Here is a 19,982-nt window from a genome sequence, read left to right on the forward strand (position 1 = left end):
CCGTACCGCCCGCCGGCGCCCTCCCCGGTGGGCGGCCGCCGGGCTACTCCGCCTGTAACACCAGCAGGGCCATGTCGTCCTCCGGCGGGCGCGTGCCGAAATCGTGGACGAGCCCGCGGATCCGTTCCGCGATCAGCTCGGCGTTCAGCCCCGCGCAGCCCGCGAGGGCCTGCGCGAGACCGTCGTCGTCGTCGAACTGACGGGATCCGTCGCGCCGCTCCGTCACGCCGTCCGTGACGCACAGCAGGGTGTCGCCGGGGTACAGCTCGAAGGACTCGGAGGTGTACTCGGGGTCCTCGAAGACGCCGAGCAGGGTCTGCGGCCGGGCCATCTCCCGTACGTCGCCGTCAGGGCCCAGCAGCAGCGGCAGCGGATGCCCCGCCGAGGCCAGGGTGCAGCGCACTCCGCCGTCGAAGGGGACCAGCTCGCCGTACAGCATGGACAAAAAGCGCGTCTGGGGGCCGAGGTCGGTGCCGAGCCCGGGGTCGCCCGCGGCCACCAGCGCGCGGGCCGCCGCGTCCGCGGCTTCCGTCGCGTCGTCGAGGAGGAGCTGGTTGAGGCGGTCCAGGACGTCCGCGACGTCATAGCCCTCGCGGGCCAGCAGCCGCAGCCAGGGCCGGGCGAGGCCGATCACGACGGCGGCCTCGGGCCCCTTGCCCTGGACGTCGCCGACGGCGAAGCACCAGCGCCCGTCGCCGGCCGGGAACACGTCGTAGAAGTCTCCGCTGGGCCCGCCCTTGTCGAGCGGCTCGTAGACGAGGGCGCTGCGCACCCCGGGAATCTCGGCGACCGCGCCCGGCAGCAGTCCCCGTTGCAGGACCCGGCTGATGGTGGCCTGGCGCGCGTACTGGCGGGCCGCGCCGATGGCGAGGGCGATGCGGCGGCTGAGATCCTCGACGAGCCCGTTGACCTCGTCCGGGAAGGCGGGCAGCCCGGCCCGCCCGATGACGAGCGTGCCCAGTGGCCGGCCGCCCGCGATCAGCCGGTACGCCAGCGCCGCCCCGCTCGCGCCGCGGGCGCCCAGCGCCTCGCCGGGCCAGGGCACCGGGACGGCACGGGACCGCACCGCGTCGGGCAGCCGCGGCGGGTCCTCCTCCAGGGAGCGGCGCAGCCCCTCGATGAGGTTCTCGCTGCCGTGCCAGACGCGGGCGAGGCGGGGTCCGAGGGCGAGTCCGAGACCGCCCGCCCGGTCGGTGGCCTCGTCCTCCAGCCACACGGCGCACCAGTCGGCGAGGCGCGGGACCAGGAGCTGCCCGGCGAGCGCGGCGACCAGGTCCTCGTCGAGCTGCCCGGCGAGCAGGTCGGACGCCTCGGCGAGGAAGGAGAGGGCTCCCCGGTCGAGCCAGTCGTGCCCCCGCGCGGTGCTCCGCGTCGCCCCGGGGCCGGATATCACGTGATGGGGGTCGGCGCCGGTCCGCGGACCCTGTCCCGGGGCGCGCCCCTCGGTGTACGCGACGGCCCTGGCCGGGTCCGCCCCGTCCATCGCGCCCGCGCCCGCACGGCCGTCCCTATCCGCGAACCCGTCGATTCCGTCGATTCCGTCGAATTCGTCGAGGTCGTCGAGGTCGTCGATTCCGTCGAGGTCGTCGGCGTCCGCGAATCCGCCCGAGCGGTGCGGATCGTCCTCGTTCGCGAATCCGGGGGCCCGATGGAAATCATCCGCATCCGCATCCGCAAACCCGCCGTCACGACGCAGATCCTCCGCGTCCGCGAATCCCGTGGCCCGGTGGAGATCTTCGGCGTCCGCGAATCCGGTGGCCCGGTGCAGATCGTTCTCGTCCGCGAAGAGGTCCGTCGAGGGTGGTGCGCCGGCGGTCCCGTCGGACAGCAGCCGCGACCACACGGTTTTGACGCCCGGGCGGTAGGTGATCCCCCAGGCCTCGGAGAGCGCGGCGACGAGGCGCAGACCGCGCCCGTACTCCGGTGTGCCGTACGGGGGTTCGCCGCTGTCCTCCCGTATGGCGCGGGAGGGATGGTGGTCGGAGACCTCGACGACCAGCGGGCCCGGCGGACCGTCGGCCGGGCTCTCCAGACGGCACAGCAGCTCCACGTCGGTGCCCGCGTGCACGACGGCGTTGGTGACGAGCTCACTGACCACCACGGCGGCGTCGTCGGTGAGCCGTTCGTCGATGATCTCGGCGCCGGGCAGGGCCAGTTCGGCCCAGCTCACGAGGGTGTCGTGGAGGAACCGGCGAGCAGCTCCGGGGGCCAGCGGGGTGCCCGGCAGGGATGTGCGTGCCACGGCGTCCTGGCCGGCGCGGTGGTGCGCGGGCGCGTCCGGGGCGCACGCCATGGACTCCCGTTGCGTCGGAATGGCCCCCACTGTGCGGCTCCCTGAGCAGTTCGGACGAATACACCTCAGACGATGCGGCCAGGGTGACAGACTGGCGGCGCCCATAAGCACCGAGTCACCGAAGTGGGCCGTCATGAGTGAGAACAGTGGTATGCATGTGCTCGAAGACGGACAGATTCGAGCATCGGACCTGCGTCCGCTGCTCGCCGCGATGACCGCGGCACGGGACGGCGACTTCAGCAAAGTGCCCGAGGCGGGGCACGGACCGGTCGCCGAACTGAGCGCCCTGTTCAACCAGATCATGGACCGGAGCTCCCACTTCAACTCCGAGGTGCAGCGGGTCCGCAGGGAGCTGGTGCGGCACGGGCGCCTCGACGAGCGGCTCGCGGCCAGCCCGGGCCAGGGCGCGTGGACGAGCCGCGTCAATGATGTGAACCAGTTGCTGGACGCCCTGGTGGCGCCCGCGGCGAACGCGACCCGCGTCCTCGACGCGGTGGCCGGCGGTGATCTGACCCAGCGCGTCGATCTGCACGACGGCAACCGTCAACTGCGCGGGGACCTACGACGGCTGGGGCGGGCCGTCAACAAGATGGTCGACCAGTTGTCGCTGTTCACCGGCGAGGTCACCCGCGTCGCCCGCGAGGTCGGCACCGAGGGGCGGCTCGGCGGCCGCGCCAAGGTGACGAGCCTGTCGGGGAGTTGGCGGGATGTGACCGAGGCGGTCAACACGATGGCCTCCCGGCTCACGGCCCAGGTGCGGGACATCGCCCTGGTCACCACGGCGGTGGCGCGCGGCGACCTGACCCGTACGGTGACGGTCGAGGCGACCGGTGAACTGCTCGAACTGAAGCTCACCGTGAACACGATGGTCGACCAGCTCTCCGCGTTCGCCGACGAGGTCACCCGGGTGGCCCGCGAGGTCGGCACCGAGGGCCAGTTGGGCGGCCGGGCGCAGGTCCGGGGTGTGTCGGGGGTCTGGAAGGACCTCACCGACAACGTCAACTTCATGGCGTCCAACCTGACGTCACAGGTGCGGAACATCGCCCAGGTCACCACGGCCGTCGCCAACGGCGACCTCAGCCAGAAGATCACCGTCGACGCGCAGGGCGAGATCCTGGAGCTGAAGTCGACCATCAACACCATGGTCGACCAGCTCTCCGCCTTCGCCGACGAGGTCACCCGCGTCGCCCGCGAAGTCGGCACCGAGGGCAACCTCGGCGGCCGGGCACAGGTCCGGGGTGTCTCCGGCGTCTGGAAAGACCTCACCGACAACGTCAACTTCATGGCGGACAACCTGACCTCGCAGGTCCGCAACATCGCGCTCGTCTCCACCGCCGTGGCCCAGGGCGACCTCGGCAAGAAGATCACCGTCGAGGCGAAGGGCGAGATCCTGGAGCTGAAGTCGACCATCAACACCATGGTCGACCAGCTCTCCGCCTTCGCCGACGAGGTCACCCGCGTCGCCCGCGAGGTCGGCACGGAAGGCAACCTCGGCGGCCAGGCCCAGGTCCGCGGGGTCTCCGGCGTCTGGAAGGACCTCACCGACAACGTCAACTTCATGGCCCTGAACCTGACCTCGCAGGTCCGCAACATCGCCCAGGTCACCACGGCCGTCGCCAACGGCGACCTGTCGAAGAAGATCACCGTCGACGCCCGCGGCGAGATCCTGGAGCTGAAGGACACCGTCAACACGATGGTGGAGCAGCTGCGCGCCTTCGCCGACGAGGTCACCCGGGTGGCCCGCGAGGTCGGCACCGACGGCCGGCTCGGCGGGCGCGCCCAGGTCCTCGGCGTCCTGGGCGTCTGGCGCGACCTGACCGACAACGTGAACTACATGGCGGACAACCTGACCTCGCAGGTGCGCAACATCGCCCAGGTCGCCACGGCGGTGGCCCAGGGCGACCTCTCCAAGAAGATCGACGTGGACGCCCGGGGCGAGATCCTCGAACTGAAGACGACCATCAACACGATGGTCGACACCCTCTCGTCCTTCTCCTCCGAGGTCACCCGGGTGGCCCGCGAGGTGGGCTCGGAGGGCCAACTCGGCGGCCAGGCACGGGTCGAGGGTGTGTACGGCACCTGGAAGCGGCTGACGACGAACGTGAACGAGCTCGCCTCCAACCTCACCACCCAGGTCCGCGCGATCGCCGAGGTGGCGTCCGCGGTGGCCCAGGGAGACATGTCCCGCTCCATCACCGTGGAGACACAGGGCGAGGTCGCCGAGCTGAAGGACAACATCAACCTGATGGTGGCCAACCTCCGCGAGACCACCCGCGCGAAGGACTGGCTGGAGTCGAACCTCGCCCGCCTCGCCGCGCTGATGCAGGGCCACCGCGATCTGATGGAGGTCGCCGACCTGATCCTGCGCGAGCTGACCCCACTGGTGAACGCGCAGTACGGCGCCTTCTTCCTGGCCGACCCGGAGGAGGACGGAACGTCTCTGCGTACGGCCGTGCCCAGCAAGGGACTTGCCTTCATCGCCGGCTACGGCTCGGCACAGGGTGCGACCGTCGACACGGGCGGCATGCCGGTGCACGGCCTGGTCCGGCAGGCGGCGCGCGAGAAGAAACGGATCCTCGTCGAGGAGGCGCCGCCGGACTACATAAAGATCAACAGCGGGCTCGGCGAGGCGGCTCCCGCCAGTGTCGTCATCATCCCGATCCTGTTCGAGGACAAGCTGCTCGGCGTCATCGAACTCGCCTCCTTCTCCCGCTTCTCCGACGTCCACCTGGCCTTCTTCGACCAGTTCGTGAACACCATCGGCGTCGCCATCAACACCATCATCGCCAACTCCCGCACGGAGTCCCTGCTCGGCGAGTCCCAGCGCCTCGCCATCCAGCTCCAGGACCGGTCGGACGAACTCCAGTCGCAGCAGGCGGAATTGCAGCGCTCCAACGCCGAACTGGAGGAGAAGGCGGCCCTCCTCGCCACCAGCTCGCAGTACAAGTCGGAGTTCCTGGCCAACATGTCCCACGAGTTGCGCACCCCGCTCAACTCCCTGCTGATCCTCGCCCGGCTGCTCTCCGACAACCCCGACGGCCGTCTCTCCGACCAGGAAGTGCAGTTCGCGACGACGATCCACCGATCGGGATCGGACCTCCTCCAGCTCATCAACGACATCCTCGACCTGTCGAAGATCGAGGCAGGCCGGATGGACGTACGCCCCAAGAAGCTGCCGCTCATCAAGCTGCTCGACTACGTCCACGCCACCTTCCGCCCGCTCACCCTCGACCGGGGGCTCGCGTTCGAGGTGACCGTCGGCGAGGACGTGCCGCGTGAGATGTACTCCGACGAACAGCGGCTCCAGCAGATCCTGCGCAACCTGCTCTCCAACGCGATCAAGTTCACCGCGAGCGGCCGCGTCGAACTGAGCGTCAGCCGCGTCAAGGACCCGGACCACACCTTCACCCGCGAGAACAGCGACCATGTGATCGCCTTCGCCGTCTCCGACACCGGTATCGGCATCGCCGCGGAGAAACTCCCGGTGATCTTCGAGGCGTTCCAGCAGGCCGACGGCACCACGAACCGCAAGTACGGCGGCACGGGCCTCGGCCTGTCCATCAGCCGGGAGATCGCCGGGCTGCTCGGCGGCCGCATCATCGCCGAGAGCAAGCCCGGCAAGGGCTCCACCTTCACGCTGTACGTGCCCGCGGTGAGCCCCGGGCACGCGGCGACCGGGCCGACGCACGAGGACCATCTCGTGCCCATCCCCGAGCAGTTGTCCAGCGAGCCCTACAGCGTCCACGACACCGACGACACCTGGCCCGCGCCCACCAAACTGGAGGCCTGGAAGTCCGGCCGGGCCGGTCATGTCCTGCCGGGGCGGCGGGTGTTGATCGTGGACGACGACATCCGCAACGTCTTCGCGCTCACCCATGTGCTCGGCCGGGTGGGCATGCCCGTCCTGTACGCCGAGAACGGCCGCGAGGGCGTCGAGACGCTGGAGCGCAATCCCGACGTGGAGCTCGTCCTCATGGACATCATGATGCCGGAGATGGACGGCTACGAGACGATCTCCGCGATCCGCCGAACCCCTCGCTGGGCGGGGCTGCCCATCGTCGCGCTCACCGCGAAGGCGATGCCGGGCGACCGCGAGAAATCCATCGCCCGGGGCGCCAACGACTACGTACCGAAACCGGTGGACGTCGACCAGCTCCTCACCGTCGTCTGCGCCCTCCTCGACCCCGAGGGCGCGGACGGCACGGGCGGCGTGGGTGGCCAGGGCGGCCGGGGGGACGAGGCCGGCGAGGTCGCGACGGCCGCCGCGGAGCCGGAGGGACGCGCCGATGCCGAGGCGGCGAGCGCGGACGCCCCCACGGCGACGGCAGAGGCGCCGCGGAGGCGAGGCACCGAGACAGCGCAGAGCGAGTGAGGCACCGTCATCATGAGCGCTGAGGCAACGACCGACGAGCGCGCGAGCATCCTCCTGGTCGACGACATGGAGGACAACCTGATCGCGCTGGAGGCCGTCCTGGGGTCTCTCAACGAGCCGCTGGTGCGCGCGCGTTCGGGCGAGGAGGCGATGAAGGCGCTGCTGCGGCAGCGGTTCGCGGTCGTCCTGCTCGACATCCGGATGCCGGGCATGGACGGATTCGAGACGGCCGCGAACATCAAGAGGCTCGACCAGACCAAGGACGTGCCCATCATCTTCCTGACAGGCACGGACGCCGACGCGGGCTATGCCTTCCGCGGGTACGCGACCGGAGCCGCCGACTATCTGACGAAACCGTTCGACCCGTGGGTCCTGCGCGCCAAGGTCACCGTCTTCCTCGACCTGCACCGCAAGAACCAGCAGCTGGAGCGCCTGCTCGCCCGCGAACAGCGACACTTCGACGACCTCGCCGACCGTCTCAGGAAGATCGAGACCCACCTGGCGGCCGGCACCCATGAGGACGCGTCCGGCCTCCGCGACCAGATACGGAGGATGGAAGAACTGCTGAGGGAGATGCGGCGTGGGCGGGGGGTGTAGGAGCTGGGTCAGGGACGGGCGCGCAGGAACCGCGGCAGGGGCGGGCCGTGCAGGACTCCCCCGCGCGATCGCGGAGAAGCCCTGCACGACACCGCCCCTGTACGAGGACCGAGGGCCGAGGACCGGGAACGCGGAACCGGGAACGCGGAACCGGGAACGCGGAACCGGGAACCGTGAACTACGCCTCGCGGGAGCCCGCGTACATCTCGTCGATCAGGTGCTTGTACTCCCGCTCGACGACCGGGCGCTTCAGCTTGAGGCTCGGGGTGATCTCGCCGTGCTCGACGTCCAGGTCGCGGGGCAGGAGGCGGAACTTCTTGATGGTCTGCCAGCGCTGCAGGCCCGCGTTGAGCTCCTTCACGTAGCCCTCGACGAGGGCGACCGTCGCGGGTGCCGCGACGACCTCGGCGTACGACTTGCCCTCCAGGCCGTTGTCCTTCGCCCACTCCAGGATCGACGGCTCGTCGAGGGCGATGAGCGCGGTGCAGAAGTTCCGGTCGGCGCCGTGCACGAGGATGTTGGAGACGTACGGGCAGACGGCCTTGAACTGGCCCTCGGCCTCGGCGGGCGAGATGTACTTGCCGCCCGAGGTCTTGATCAGGTCCTTCTTGCGGTCGGTGATCTTCAGATAGCCGTCGGCTGACAGCTCGCCGATGTCCCCGGTGTGGAACCAGCCGTCGGCCTCCAGGACCTCGGCGGTCTTCTCGGGCAGCCCGTGGTAGCCCTCCATGATGCCGGGGCCGCGCAGCAGGATCTCGCCGTCGTCCGCGATGCGCACCTCGGTGCCGGGCAGCGGCTTGCCGACCGTGCCGGTGCGGTAGGCCTCTCCCGGGTTCACGAAGGAGGCGGCGGAGGACTCGGTGAGTCCGTAGCCCTCCAGGATGTGGATGCCGGCGCCGGCGAAGAAGTAGCCGATCTCGGGTGCGAGCGCGGCGGAGCCGGAGACACAGGCGCGCAGGTTGCCGCCGAAGGCCTCGCGGATCTTGGCGAAGACGAGCGCGTCGGCGACCTTGTGCTTGGCGCCGAGCGCGAAGGGCACGGAGGCCGAGCCGGTACGGCGGAAGTTGTCCTGGCTGGCCTTCGCGTACTCGCGGGAGACCTCCGCGGCCCACTGGAAGATCTTGTACTTGGCCCCGCCCCCGGCACGCGCCTTGGCCGCGACCCCGTTGTAGACCTTCTCGAAGATGCGCGGGACGGCCGCCATGTACGTCGGCTGCACCACCGGCAGGTTCTCGATGATCTTGTCCACGCGGCCGTCGACGGCGGTGACGTGCCCGACCTCGATCTGGCCGGAGGTGAGGACCTTGCCGAAGACGTGCGCGAGCGGCAGCCACAGGTACTGGACGTCGTCCTGGCTGACCAGCCCGGTCGCGGCGATCGCCTTCGCCATGTACGACCAGTTGTCCTGGGGCAGACGGACACCCTTGGGACGGCCCGTGGTGCCGGAGGTGTAGATGAGGGTCGCGAGCTGGTCGGCGGTGATCGCGCCGACGCGCTCCTTGATCAACTCGGGGTGCTTCTCCAGGTACGCGGCACCGCGCGCCTCCAGCTCGGTGAGCGTGAGGACCCAGTCGTCGGTCTCCACGCCCTCCGGGTCGATGACCACGACACGCGTGAGCTCGGGAAGCTCCGCGCGCTTCTCCCGGGCCTTGGCGAGCTGGGCCGCGTCCTCCGCGATGAGGATCCTGCTCGCGGAGTCGGAGAGGATGAACGCCGACTCCTCGGCGTTGGTCTGCGGGTACACGGTCGTGGTGGCCGCGCCCGCGCACAGGATGCCCAGGTCGGCCAGGATCCACTCGACCCGGGTCGAGGAGGCGAGCGCGACGCGCTGCTCCGGCTCTACGCCGAGTTCGATCAGGCCGGCCGCGATGGCGTAGACCCGCTCAGCGGCCTGCGCCCAGGTCAGCGACTTCCACTCGTCCGGGCCGCCCGAGGCCGGTACCGGGTAGCGGTATGCCTCGGCGTCGGGTGTGGCCGCCACGCGCTCCAGGAAGAGGGCCGCGACGGACGGCGGACGGTTCTCGATCAGGGTCTGTGTGTCGCTCACGACATCCTCCGGGGCCCGCGGCAGTGCGGCTGGCTCAATTGCGGCTGTTGTTTAACTCGCGAGTAACTACCGAGCAGAGATCAGACTAGAGCGCGTCCGGCCGGTGCGTAAGAGGCGACGGCACGTCTCTTCCTCCAGGACACACCCCTGAGACAAGCACAGGGCCCGCCGCGCCGAAGCGCGACGGGCCCTGAATTGCGGCATTCGGCCTGACTACTTCTTGCCCTTGGCCGCGGGGCCGCTGTCGTCGCTGGACAGCACGGCGATGAAGGCCTCTTGCGGAACCTCCACAGAGCCCACCATCTTCATGCGCTTCTTGCCTTCCTTCTGCTTCTCCAGCAGCTTCCGCTTACGGGAGATGTCACCGCCGTAGCACTTGGCGAGGACGTCCTTGCGGATGGCACGGATGGTCTCGCGGGCGATGACCCGGGAGCCGATGGCCGCCTGGATGGGCACCTCGAAGGCCTGCCGCGGGATCAGCTCGCGCAGCTTGGCGACCAGCCGGACCCCGTACGCGTACGCCTGGTCCTTGTGCGTGACCGCCGAGAAGGCGTCGACCTTGTCGCCGTGGAGCAGGATGTCGACCTTGACCAGGCTGGAGGACGCCTCGCCGGTGGGCTCGTAGTCCAGTGAGGCGTAGCCGCGGGTCTTGGACTTCAGCTGGTCGAAGAAGTCGAAGACGATCTCCGCGAGCGGCAGCGTGTAGCGGATCTCGACCCGGTCCTCGGACAGGTAGTCCATGCCGAGCAGGGTGCCGCGACGGGTCTGGCACAGCTCCATGATCGAGCCGATGAACTCGGAGGGCGCGAGGATGGTCGCCCGCACGACGGGCTCGTACACCTTGTCGATCTTGCCCTCGGGGAACTCGCTCGGGTTGGTGACGATGTGCTCGCTGCGGTCCTCCATCTCGACGCGGTAGACCACGTTCGGCGCGGTCGCGATCAGGTCGAGCCCGAACTCGCGCTCCAGCCGCTCACGGATCACGTCGAGGTGCAGCAGCCCGAGGAAACCGACGCGGAAGCCGAAGCCCAGCGCCGCCGAGGTCTCCGGCTCGTACACCAGCGCGGCGTCGTTGAGCTGCAGTTTGTCCAGGGCGTCGCGCAGCTCGGGGTAGTCGGACCCGTCCAGCGGATACAGGCCCGAGAAGACCATGGGCTTGGGGTCCTTGTACCCGCCGAGCGCCTCGGTCGCGCCCTTGTGCAGGGTGGTGATCGTGTCACCGACCTTGGACTGGCGGACGTCCTTCACGCCGGTGATGATGTAACCCACCTCACCGACACCGAGACCGTCGGCCGCCTTCATCTCGGGGGCCGAGACGCCGATCTCCAGCAGTTCGTGCGTGGCGTTGGTGGACATCATCCGGATGCGCTCACGCTTGTTGAGCTGCCCGTCGATGACACGTACGTACGTCACGACACCGCGGTAGGAGTCGTAGACCGAGTCGAAGATCATCGCGCGGGCGGGGGCGTCCTGGACGCCGACCGGGGCGGGGATCTCGGCGACGACCTTGTCGAGCAGCGCCTCGACGCCCAGGCCCGTCTTGGCGGAGACCTTGAGAACGTCCTCGGGGTCGCAGCCGATGAGGTTGGCGAGCTCCTCGGAGAACTTCTCCGGCTGGGCGGCCGGCAGGTCGATCTTGTTCAGTACGGGGATGATCTTGAGGTCGTTCTCCATCGCCAGGTAGAGGTTGGCGAGAGTCTGCGCCTCGATGCCCTGGGCCGCGTCGACGAGCAGGACCGTGCCCTCACAGGCCGCGAGCGACCGGGACACCTCGTACGTGAAGTCGACGTGCCCGGGGGTGTCGATCATGTTGAGGATGTGGGTCTTCCCCGGGTCCTCGGTCGACGCCCAGGGCAGCCGGACCGCCTGGGACTTGATCGTGATGCCGCGCTCGCGCTCGATGTCCATACGGTCGAGGTACTGAGCACGCATCTGCCGCGCGTCGACCACCCCCGTCAGCTGGAGCATGCGGTCGGCGAGCGTGGACTTGCCGTGGTCGATGTGCGCGATGATGCAGAAATTGCGGATCAGAGCCGGGTCGGTACGGCTCGGCTCGGGCACATTGTTAGGGGTCGCGGGCACGCAGGGTCCTGTCTCTTGAGGCGCCTGTCGCCTCGGGTCGGATCGATACGTAGGTTCCATGGTCCCACGCGCGGGGACCTGCGACCGGTTTGGGCCGCGTGAGCGGGGCAGGCGCAACCGGTTCGGGGCCCCGGGAACAGGGATCGGCGACCGGTCCCGTCGGTACCGACAGCAGGCGGGCGACGGGTTCGGACCGTGCGAACGGCAGGCGGGCGACCGGTTTGGGGCGTGCGAACGGCAGGCGGGCGACCGGTTTGGGGCGTGCGATCAGCAGGCGTGCGGCCGGTTTGGGCCGGTCGCACCGGGGCTGGTAGCCTGGGTAGCTGTGTCTCGTGCCCTCTCAGCAGGAGACGCACCCAAGAAAATCAAACGGCGAGTGAGACGTGCTGTCTCGCGCGCCTGAACCTGTAAAGGCTCATTCGTGGCGAACATCAAGTCCCAGATCAAGCGGATCAAGACCAACGAGAAGGCCCGGCTGCGCAACAAGGCCGTCAAGTCTTCCCTGAAGACCGCGATCCGCAAGGCCCGCGAGGCGTCTGCCGCGGGTGACGTCGAGAAGGCCACCGAGTACACGCGCGCCGCGTCGCGCGCCCTCGACAAGGCCGTCTCGAAGGGCGTCATCCACAAGAACCAGGCCGCCAACAAGAAGTCGGCGCTTGCTTCGAAGGTCGCCGCCCTCAAGGGCTGAGTCGGCTGAGCTCTCCGGAGCTCAACCCCTGACTTGACCGTCGGGCGGACCCGAGCAGGCCCTCTCTCCCGCTCCCGACCGACACCCCCGGATTCACGCACGATCTGCGTTCGCCACGCGGGCGTGAATCCACCCTCTTGTACCGAAGGCCCCGCCTCCTCCCTTCCCCGGGAGAACGAGCGGGGCCTTCGGTATGTGGTGAGGGTGTTGGCGTCGGTGTCATCCGATGGCGCGGTGCACGTACGAAGGCGGTGTCTGCGGTGGCTGCGGCTCGATACGGTCGGCGACGCGACGCGGTGCCCCAGGCGCGCGAGTCCCGCGACCGATCAGGTGAGCATCCCCGGTCGGACGGGCTGGGGCGGCGGGCGACCCTGCGGGCTCGGGTGGCCCGGGTGGCCCGGGTGCGCTCCGGCGGGCCCGGGTGGGCCCAGCAGGTCGGGTCTCCCAGCGGGCTCGGGAGGCCCAGCGGGCTCGAGTTGGCCCCGCGTCTCCCGCATGATCGCCGGACAGACCCTAGCCCCGGCGGGAGCGGGCTGCCCGCGCGATGGCGACGACCGCCTTCTCCAAGGCGTACTCGGGGTCGTCCCCGCCGCCCTTGACCCCGGCATCCGCCTCCGCGACGGCCGTGAGGGCCATGGCGACCCCGTCCGGCGTCCATCCCCGCATCTGCTGCCGCACCCGATCGATCTTCCACGGCGGCATCCCCAGCTCACGGGCGAGGTCGGCGGGCCTGCCGCCCCGGGCGGAGGACAGCTTCCCGATCGCCCGCACCCCTTGCGCGAGCGCACTGGTGATCAGGACGGGAGCCACGCCGGTCGACAGCGACCATCGCAACGCCTCCAGCGCCTCCGCGGCCCGCCCCTCCACCGCCCGATCGGCCACGGTGAAGCTGGACGCCTCGGCCCGCCCGGTGTAGTACCGCCCGACGACGGCCTCGTCGATCGTCCCCTCGACATCAGCGGTCAGCTGCGACACGGCGGACGCCAGCTCGCGCAGATCGCTCCCGATGGAGTCCACCAGCGCCTGGCAGGCTTCCGGCGTGGCCGACCGGCCCAGCGCCCGGAACTCGCTGCGCACGAACGCCAGCCGATCCGCCGGCTTGGTCATCTTGGGACAGGCCACCTCCCGCGCCCCCACCTTGCGCGCGGCGTCGAGCAGCCCCTTGCCCTTGGCCCCACCCGCGTGCAGGAGCACCAGGGTGATCTCCTCGGCGGGCGCCCCCAGATACGCCTTCACGTCCTTGATCGTGTCGGCCGACAGATCCTGCGCGTTGCGTACGACCACGACCTTGCGCTCGGAGAAGAGCGAGGGACTCGTCAGCTCGGCGAGCGTGCCGGGCTGCAACTGGTCCGGGGTGAGGTCCCGTACATCCGTGTCGGCGTCGGCGGCCCTGGCGGCGGCCACCACCTCCTGCACGGCACGGTCGAGCAGGAGATCCTCCTGGCCCACTGCCAGCGTGACAGGGGCGAGAGGGTCGTCTTGTGCGGTCTTCTTGGCCATCACCGAAAGCATCCCACGCGCCACTGACAACCCGTGCCGCGAGCCGCATCCCCCGTGAGGCTCCCTTGCCCTTACCCCCTTACCCCCTCGCCCCTCGCCCCTCGCCCCTCGCCCTCGCCCTCCCCCTCCCCCAGCTTGGGGCTACGGCTCCTCGTGCCAGCCGTCCCACTCCGCCGCGAACTCGTCCAGCTCCTTCGGGTCCAGCCGCGCCTCGGGGTCCGTCAGAACCACCAGCCACTGCGCGTCCTCGGCATCGTCCTCGCCCGCCAGTGCGTCCCGGACCAGCTGCGGCTCCTCGAAGAGCCCGAACCGGTCGCCGACAGCCTCCGCCGCCTCTTCCGCGGCATCACGGTCGGGCAGCACCAGCACATGTCTCACATCGCTCACGTGAACATTTTCCGATACGCCCGACGCGGCCGACGCCGGGGTGGGTCTTTGTGACCTGTGTGACCTGTGCGACCTGTGCGACGACCCGTACGGCTCGTCGGGCCGGAGCTACCGAGCGCCCCTGACCTCCGGCACCCGGTCCAGTTCGATTCCGAAGCGCTCTCGATAGGCGGCCAGCACCTCCTCGTCGGTGGCCAGTTCCGACACCTCCTTGGCGCCGTCGGCCGTCGTCACCGTGAACCGGCGGCCGCTGAGTGTGATCCGCCCTCCGTCCTCCGTGACCCGCGAACAGACCAATGACTGAGTGAAGTGCGACAGCGGCGAGGTGCCGTGCCACCAGGCTCCGGCGACGAAGTCCCCGAGCACGCGCGGCCGTACCTCCAGGCGGTACTGGCGCTTGTCGCCCAGGTGGACGTCAAGGTCCTCTCGTTCCCGCGATCCGCCGGCACCCCGCACCCCCGCCGCGTCCGGACCCGACTCCACGACCCGGAACATCCCTGCGGGGTCCCGCTGCTCCGCCCGGTCCCCGAAGGCCAACGGGTAGTGGCTGTGCGCCCCGAACCCGACGTCGGTCAGCCAGTCGCCCCCGTCCACCGTCCGCACCCGCAGCGCGAGATGGTCGTAAGGAATCCCGAGTTTCCCCTCGTCCCCGTACACCCGCGCCGCGAGATACGTCACGTCGAAGCCGAGCGACCCCAGCAACGCCCCGAACGCGCCGTTCAGTTCGTAGCAGAAGCCTCCTCTCCGAGCGCCGACCACCTTGTCCAGCAGCCTCTTCTCCTCCAGCACGATCTCCTCGCCGAGGTGGATCGACAGGTTCTCGAACGGCACTGTCTGCAGATGGCGCAGTTGAAGCTCGCGGAGCACATCGGACGTGGGCCACGCCGGGTGCTGGGCCCCGATGCGGCGAAGGTAGGCGTCGGCCTGTGCGGAATTCATGTGTTCAGTGTCCCGCCACTCTCAGCCCTTCGCCCTCACCGGTGACGGCGAGCGCCCCGTCCTCGTCGGTACGCAGGACCACCGCGCCCCCGGCCCGCAGGGCCGCGACCGTACTCGGGGCCGGATGTCCATAGGGGTTGTCGCTGCCCACGGAGATGAGCGCGACCCGCGGAGCCACCCTGCGTATGAGCTCCGGATCCTGATAGGCCGACCCGTGATGGGCGACCTTGAGCACGTCCACGCCTCCCAGTTCCGCGGCCGCCGGCGATCTCGACAAGGCCTGCTGCGCGGGCGGCTCCAGATCGCCGAGCAACAGCAGCCGCAGCCCCGCGGACCGTACGAGCAGGGTGACGCTGGCGTCGTTCGGACCGTCCGGCGTCGGGGCCGGCTCCGGGGGTGGCCACAGCACCCGCCAGTCGAGGCTTCCCGTGCGCCGGCGCTCCCCGGCCACGGCCCGCGTCATGGGAATGTGCCGTGCGGCCGCCTCCCTTCGTACGAACTCGGCCTGGTCCGAAGGCTCTTCGAAGCCGGTCGTCTCGATCCCGCCCACCGAACGCCCGTCCAGCACGCCCGGCAACCCCGCGACATGGTCGGCGTGGAAGTGCGTCAGAACGACGAGCGGGATTCTGGTGACGCCGAGCGCGCTCAGGCAGCGGTCGACCAACACCGGGTCGGGCCCCGCGTCCACCACCACCGCACTCCCGTCGCCCACCGCGAGCACCGTGGCGTCGCCCTGCCCCACATCGCACATCGCGAACCGCCAGCCGGGTGGCGGCCACCCCGTGATCACCCTGGTGAGCGGCGGTGGCTGGACCACGACCAGCAGGAACAGCGCAGCGCAGGCACCGCTCAACAACGGATGTCTCAGCAGCCGTCGACCGACGCCCACGACGACCACCGTGACGAGGGCCAGCAGAAACGCGCCCGTCCAACTGCCCGGCCAGTCCACTCCCCCACCGGGCAGAGCCGCCCCCGTGCGCGCGATGTCCGCGATCCACCGAGCCGGCCAACTCGCGCACCACGCCAGGGCTTTGGCTGCGGGCATGGCCACGGGAGCCGTCGCGAGCGTCGCGAAACCCAGCACCGTGGCCGGCGCGACCGCGAACTCCGCGAGCAGATTGCACGGCACCGCGACCAGGCTCACGCGGGCCGACAGCACGGCGACCACCGGTGCGCACAGCGCCTGTGCCGCGGCGGCCGCGGCGAGCGCCTCGGCCAGACGCGGAGGCACACGACGCCGCTGAAGCGCCGCGCTCCAGCGCGGGGCGAGCGTGAGCAGGGCTCCGGTCGCGAGGACGGAGAGCAGGAATCCGTAACTGCGGGCCAGCCAGGGGTCGTACAGCACTAGGAGCAGAACCGCGGTGGCCAGCGCCGGAATCAGCGATCTGCGGCGCCCGGTCGCGATGGCGAGCAGCGCGATCGATCCGCAGGCCGCTGCCCGCAGGACGCTCGGATCCGGTCGGCACACGATCACGAAGGCGAGGGTGAGCCCTCCGCCGAGCAAGGCGGTCGCCCGGAGCGGGACCCCGAGCCGGGGTGCGAGACCCCGGCGCTCGACGCGCTGGGCGAGGCCCGGTGGCCCGATGAACAGCGCGAGGATGATGACCAGGTTGCCTCCGCTGACTGCGAGGAGGTGGGTGAGATCGGTGGCCTTGAAGGCGTCGTCCAGCTCCGGCGTGACGCGTGAGGTGTCCCCCACGACCAGCCCCGGCAGCAGCGCCCGCGCGTCCGGTTCCAGGCTGTCGGTCGCCTCTCGCAGCCCTTCCCGCAGTCGGCCGGCGAACCGCTGCGGACCGGACGGCTCCCCCACCACCTCCGGCGGCGCGTTCCCCCGTACCCGCAGCACCGCCGCGATGTCGTCCCCGTCCGACAACGCGGGCACGACCCGCGCGGTCACACGCAGCCGGGTGGACGGCAGCAGCGACAGCCAGGGCGTGCGCCCACCGGCCTCCCGGGGCGCATTCCGTCGCGAGCGCGCGTCGACGATCACCAGGACCGGGGTCCGTGTGGCGACCGCGGTGCCGTCCGTCCGTGTTACCCGCGTGACGTCCGCGTCGAACAGCAGAGCCGTCGGAGCGACGTGGTCCCCGTTGATCCGGGGCCGGGTGAGCCGTGGATCGGAGGTGATCTCCACCTCGGCGGTCACGTCGGCGAACTGCTTCGCGAGCGCGGGAACAGGCCCGCGCCGCAGGTCCGCTCCGTGCAACCCCGCGGAGGCCGCGGCCGCACCGACGCAGAGCAGCACGGCGGCGACGGACACCCACGGCCACGAACCCGGCCGCCCGGCCACGCGTCCCCGCCCCGAACGCACGCCTCTCCGCCCCGCCGCCAGCAGCACGCCGCCCGCGACCAGGGACACCACCACGACACCCGTGACCCAACCCGGCGCCACCCCTACCGTCACGGCCGCCGTGAGCCAGACCGCCGCGGCAGGCGCCACGAGCCGGAGATCGGTCGGCCCCTCCGTCCTGGGGTGCGAGGCCCCCAGCCGCCTCCCCGAGGCAACGTGCACGGACCCCCGACTGCCGGCACCGGGGCCACCTGACGGACCCATCACACGGCCTTCCGGCTGACCCACTTCCCTCGCCTCTTCCGGCCCGCGCAGCCCGCGCAACCCCTCCAACCCGCGCAGCCCGCGTGCCCCCTCCGGCCTGCGCAGCCCGCGCAACTCCTCCAGCCCGCGCAACCCCTCTGGCCCGCGCGGCCCTCGTGCCCCCTCCAGCCCGCGCAGCCCTCGCCCCCGTTCGAACCCGCGCAACCCGCGCAACCCGCGCATCGCTAACCGCCCACCCGGACGATCTCTCCCCGCGGAGCCGTCCGGCCCATTTCCGGTCACCGGCCGGCCGGACCACTCGCTCGCCGCCGACCCGCCATGCCGACTGCTCGCCCTCCGCCCGGCCCGCTCAGCACTCCTCCCGGAACCGCTCATGGCCGCACCAGGGTCCGGAGATCGGCGAAGCGGCGGTCGCCGATTCCGGTCACTTCGCGGAGCTCGTCGACCGAGCGGAAACCGCCATGCGTCGTGCGGTAGTCGATGATGTGCCGGGCCAGGACGGGACCGACGCCGGGCAGGCTGTCGAGCTGGTCGACGGTGGCCGTGTTGAGGCCGATCGGAGCGGTGGGTGCCGCGCCTGCTGCGGATCCCCCGGAGCCGACCGGCCCCGGACCACCCGAGCCGACTCCCCTCGGGGGCGCGGATGCGCCGACCACGATCTGTTCGCCGTCCACGAGGAGACGCGCGCGGTTGAGGCCGTCGGTGTCCGTGCCGGGCCGTACCCCACCGGCTGCTCGCAGGGCATCCTCGACGCGGGAGCCGGCCGGCAACCGCTGGAGTCCGGGGTCGCGCACCTTCCCGCCGATGTCGACGACGATCGAGCTCCCGGCGGCGCCGACGGGGCTCGGAGCTCCTGCGGAGGGATCGGATTCCGCGCCCGGCCGCTCCCCCGGTCCGCTCTTCCCGCCGTACGGTGCCGCCGCGCGCACCACCTCGGGGGCTGCTACCGGCTGTGTCCTGCCGGCCCAGAAGTGCTGCACGGCGAAGACGGCGGCCACGACGAGCAGCACGGTCAGTGCGGCCACACTCTTGCGCTCAAGGCCGCACCTCGACTGCAGCCACAACGGCAGCCGCTCCCGCACGGCGAGCCCGGCCCGATCCCGCCATGCGCCCGGGTCCAAGGCCGGCGCACTCACAGGCGCCGCTCTGTCGGCCCGCGAGGGATCGGCCCGTGGAGTGCTGCCCGCATCCGGCCCGGTGCCGCGGCCGCGGGCACCTCCCGGGCGGTTCCCAGGTGCCCGGACATCGGCCATGACCCCGGTACCCAGTGCCGTGTTCGCCCGGGGGCTGTCCCCTACATCATGGTCCGCCACCGGCGGCGCGTTCCCCAACTCCCTGCGCCCCTGGGCACGTTCCGTGAAGAGCGCCTCGGCGCGCAGGCGGAGGGCCCCGGCCGATGCCTCGTGCCGACGGGCCCGGCTTCGCGGGTGGCGGCGGCGATGGCGGCTGCGGCTGTCGGAGACGGGGCCGCGGCCCGGTCCGCTGGTCGGTGTGGCAGTGCGTGAGCTTGATCGAAATGCCATGCGACGAGAATCCGGCATCTCGCCACTCTCGCGATGATCTTGCTCAATTCCGGTGGAAACCGGCTCAGTTGTGGATAACTCAGCCACCCGCACGGGCGACGCGTGCGAGTGGCACAGAAGCCGGCCTCACCGAGGCGACACGACCACCCCGAGCAATCCGGGCCCCGTGTGGGCTCCGATCACCGCACCCACCTCGCTCACGTGCAGTTCGGCAAGCCCCGGCACCCGCGCCCGCAAACGGTCCGCGAGAGCCGACGCACGCTCGGGGGCCGCCAGATGGTGAACGGCGATGTCGACCTGCGCGCTGCCCGCACGGTCGGCCACGATCTCCTCCAGGCGGGCGATCGCCTTGGACGCCGTCCGGACTTTTTCGAGGAGTTCGATGCGGCCGTCGTCCAGCTGCAGCAGCGGCTTCACCGCGAGCGCGGAGCCCAGCAGAGCCTGCGCGGCCCCGATCCTGCCGCCACGGCGGAGGTAGTCGAGGGTGTCGACGTAGAAGTACGCGAAGGTGCCCGCGGCCCTCTTCTCCGCGGCCGTGACCGCGTCGTCGATGGTGCCCCCCGCCTCGGCGGACTCGGCGGCGGCGAGTGCGCAGAACCCGAGGGCCATAGCGACCATCCCGGTGTCGACCACGCGCACCGGTACAGGGGCTTCGCGCGCCGCGAGCACCGCCGCGTCGTAGGTGCCCGAGAACTCGGAGGACAGGTGCAGAGAGACGATGCCGGTGGCGCCGGACTCGGCGACCCTGCGGTAGGTCGCGGCGAACAGCTCGGGGCTGGGCCGGGACGTCGTGACGGGGCGGCGCTTCTGCAGCGCCAGCGCCAGGGAGCGGGCCGAGATCTCGGTGCCCTCTTCGAGCGCCTGGTCACCGAGGACCACGGTCAGAGGGACCGCTGTGATGCCGTGGCGCTCCATCGTCCGCGGCGGCAGGTAGGCCGTTGAATCGGTGACGATCGCGACATGGCGGGACATGAGCTGGAGGTTACCTGGCGGGGCCGGT

General features: G+C 70.8%; 12 protein-coding genes. 3 read left to right on the plus strand and 9 right to left on the minus strand.

Annotated elements, in window-relative coordinates:
• Nucleotides 1-43 precede the first annotated feature (43 nt).
• Nucleotides 44-2,323: a SpoIIE family protein phosphatase gene (locus ABZX90_RS03495; RefSeq protein WP_355201177.1), complete on the minus strand. Its 2,280-nt coding sequence runs from the start codon at nucleotides 2,321-2,323 to the stop codon at nucleotides 44-46.
• Nucleotides 2,324-2,426: 103 nt separating this feature from the next.
• On the opposite strand from ABZX90_RS03495, the gene ABZX90_RS03500 reads away from it, so the two are divergent.
• Together ABZX90_RS03500 and ABZX90_RS03505 are read left to right on the plus strand one after the other, a co-directional pair.
• Nucleotides 2,427-6,665, plus strand: a complete 4,239-nt coding sequence (locus ABZX90_RS03500) for a HAMP domain-containing protein (protein WP_355201179.1) — start codon at nucleotides 2,427-2,429, stop codon at nucleotides 6,663-6,665.
• Between the two features lie 12 nt (nucleotides 6,666-6,677).
• Nucleotides 6,678-7,262, plus strand: a complete 585-nt coding sequence (locus tag ABZX90_RS03505) for a response regulator (protein WP_355201181.1) — start codon at nucleotides 6,678-6,680, stop codon at nucleotides 7,260-7,262.
• Between the two features lie 178 nt (nucleotides 7,263-7,440).
• Here the strand turns inward: ABZX90_RS03505 and ABZX90_RS03510 are convergent, their stop codons facing one another.
• A complete protein-coding gene (locus tag ABZX90_RS03510; RefSeq protein WP_351119557.1) occupies nucleotides 7,441-9,309 on the minus strand; it encodes an AMP-dependent synthetase/ligase in 1,869 nt (622 codons plus the stop codon).
• 213 nt (nucleotides 9,310-9,522) lie between these two features.
• Nucleotides 9,523-11,391 carry a translation elongation factor 4 gene (gene lepA / locus ABZX90_RS03515; RefSeq protein WP_351119558.1) on the minus strand — a complete coding sequence of 623 codons (1,869 nt, stop codon included), beginning with the start codon at nucleotides 11,389-11,391 and terminating at the stop codon, nucleotides 9,523-9,525.
• Between the two features lie 421 nt (nucleotides 11,392-11,812).
• On the opposite strand from lepA, the gene rpsT reads away from it, so the two are divergent.
• Nucleotides 11,813-12,079 (plus strand): 30S ribosomal protein S20, encoded by a 267-nt coding sequence (rpsT, locus tag ABZX90_RS03520; RefSeq protein WP_261702665.1) that lies wholly within the window; start codon nucleotides 11,813-11,815, stop codon nucleotides 12,077-12,079.
• 513 nt (nucleotides 12,080-12,592) lie between these two features.
• On the opposite strand, the gene holA is transcribed toward rpsT, so the two are convergent.
• The 6 genes from holA to ABZX90_RS03550 form a co-directional block, all read right to left on the minus strand.
• A complete protein-coding gene (gene holA, locus ABZX90_RS03525; protein ID WP_355201184.1) occupies nucleotides 12,593-13,579 on the minus strand; it encodes a DNA polymerase III subunit delta in 987 nt (328 codons plus the stop codon).
• Between the two features lie 141 nt (nucleotides 13,580-13,720).
• Complete coding sequence (locus ABZX90_RS03530; protein ID WP_351119563.1) at nucleotides 13,721-13,966, minus strand: hypothetical protein; 246 nt, start codon at nucleotides 13,964-13,966, stop codon at nucleotides 13,721-13,723.
• A 108-nt stretch (nucleotides 13,967-14,074) separates the two neighbouring features.
• Entirely contained in the window at nucleotides 14,075-14,905 is an 831-nt protein-coding gene (locus ABZX90_RS03535) for an arylamine N-acetyltransferase (RefSeq protein ID WP_351119565.1), read from the minus strand.
• 4 nt (nucleotides 14,906-14,909) lie between these two features.
• Entirely contained in the window at nucleotides 14,910-17,459 is a 2,550-nt protein-coding gene (locus tag ABZX90_RS03540; protein ID WP_355201186.1) for a ComEC/Rec2 family competence protein, read from the minus strand.
• 371 nt (nucleotides 17,460-17,830) lie between these two features.
• Entirely contained in the window at nucleotides 17,831-18,982 is a 1,152-nt protein-coding gene (locus tag ABZX90_RS03545; RefSeq protein WP_355201188.1) for a ComEA family DNA-binding protein, read from the minus strand.
• A gap of 126 nt (nucleotides 18,983-19,108) precedes the next feature.
• Nucleotides 19,109-19,954, minus strand: coding sequence for a DegV family protein (locus tag ABZX90_RS03550; RefSeq protein WP_351119571.1), 846 nt, complete (start codon nucleotides 19,952-19,954; stop codon nucleotides 19,109-19,111).
• Between the last annotated feature and the right edge of the window lie 28 nt (nucleotides 19,955-19,982).

Origin of the sequence: Streptomyces sp. NPDC002935 (assembly GCF_040611295.1) — a bacterium.
In the GTDB taxonomy this organism is placed as follows: domain Bacteria; phylum Actinomycetota; class Actinomycetes; order Streptomycetales; family Streptomycetaceae; genus Streptomyces.

Excerpts from the sequence above, each read along its gene's own strand:
- ABZX90_RS03500 (WP_355201179.1), top strand. The coding sequence starts at position 2,427 with ATGAGTGAGAACAGTGGTATGCATGTGCTCGAAGACGGACAGATTCGA.
- ABZX90_RS03505 (WP_355201181.1), top strand. The coding sequence starts at position 6,678 with ATGAGCGCTGAGGCAACGACCGACGAGCGCGCGAGCATCCTCCTGGTC.
- holA (WP_355201184.1), bottom strand. The coding sequence starts at position 13,579 with ATGGCCAAGAAGACCGCACAAGACGACCCTCTCGCCCCTGTCACGCTG.
- ABZX90_RS03535 (WP_351119565.1), bottom strand. The coding sequence starts at position 14,905 with ATGAATTCCGCACAGGCCGACGCCTACCTTCGCCGCATCGGGGCCCAG.
- ABZX90_RS03540 (WP_355201186.1), bottom strand. The coding sequence starts at position 17,459 with ATGGGTCCGTCAGGTGGCCCCGGTGCCGGCAGTCGGGGGTCCGTGCAC.
- ABZX90_RS03545 (WP_355201188.1), bottom strand. The coding sequence starts at position 18,982 with ATGGCATTTCGATCAAGCTCACGCACTGCCACACCGACCAGCGGACCG.
- ABZX90_RS03550 (WP_351119571.1), bottom strand. The coding sequence starts at position 19,954 with ATGTCCCGCCATGTCGCGATCGTCACCGATTCAACGGCCTACCTGCCG.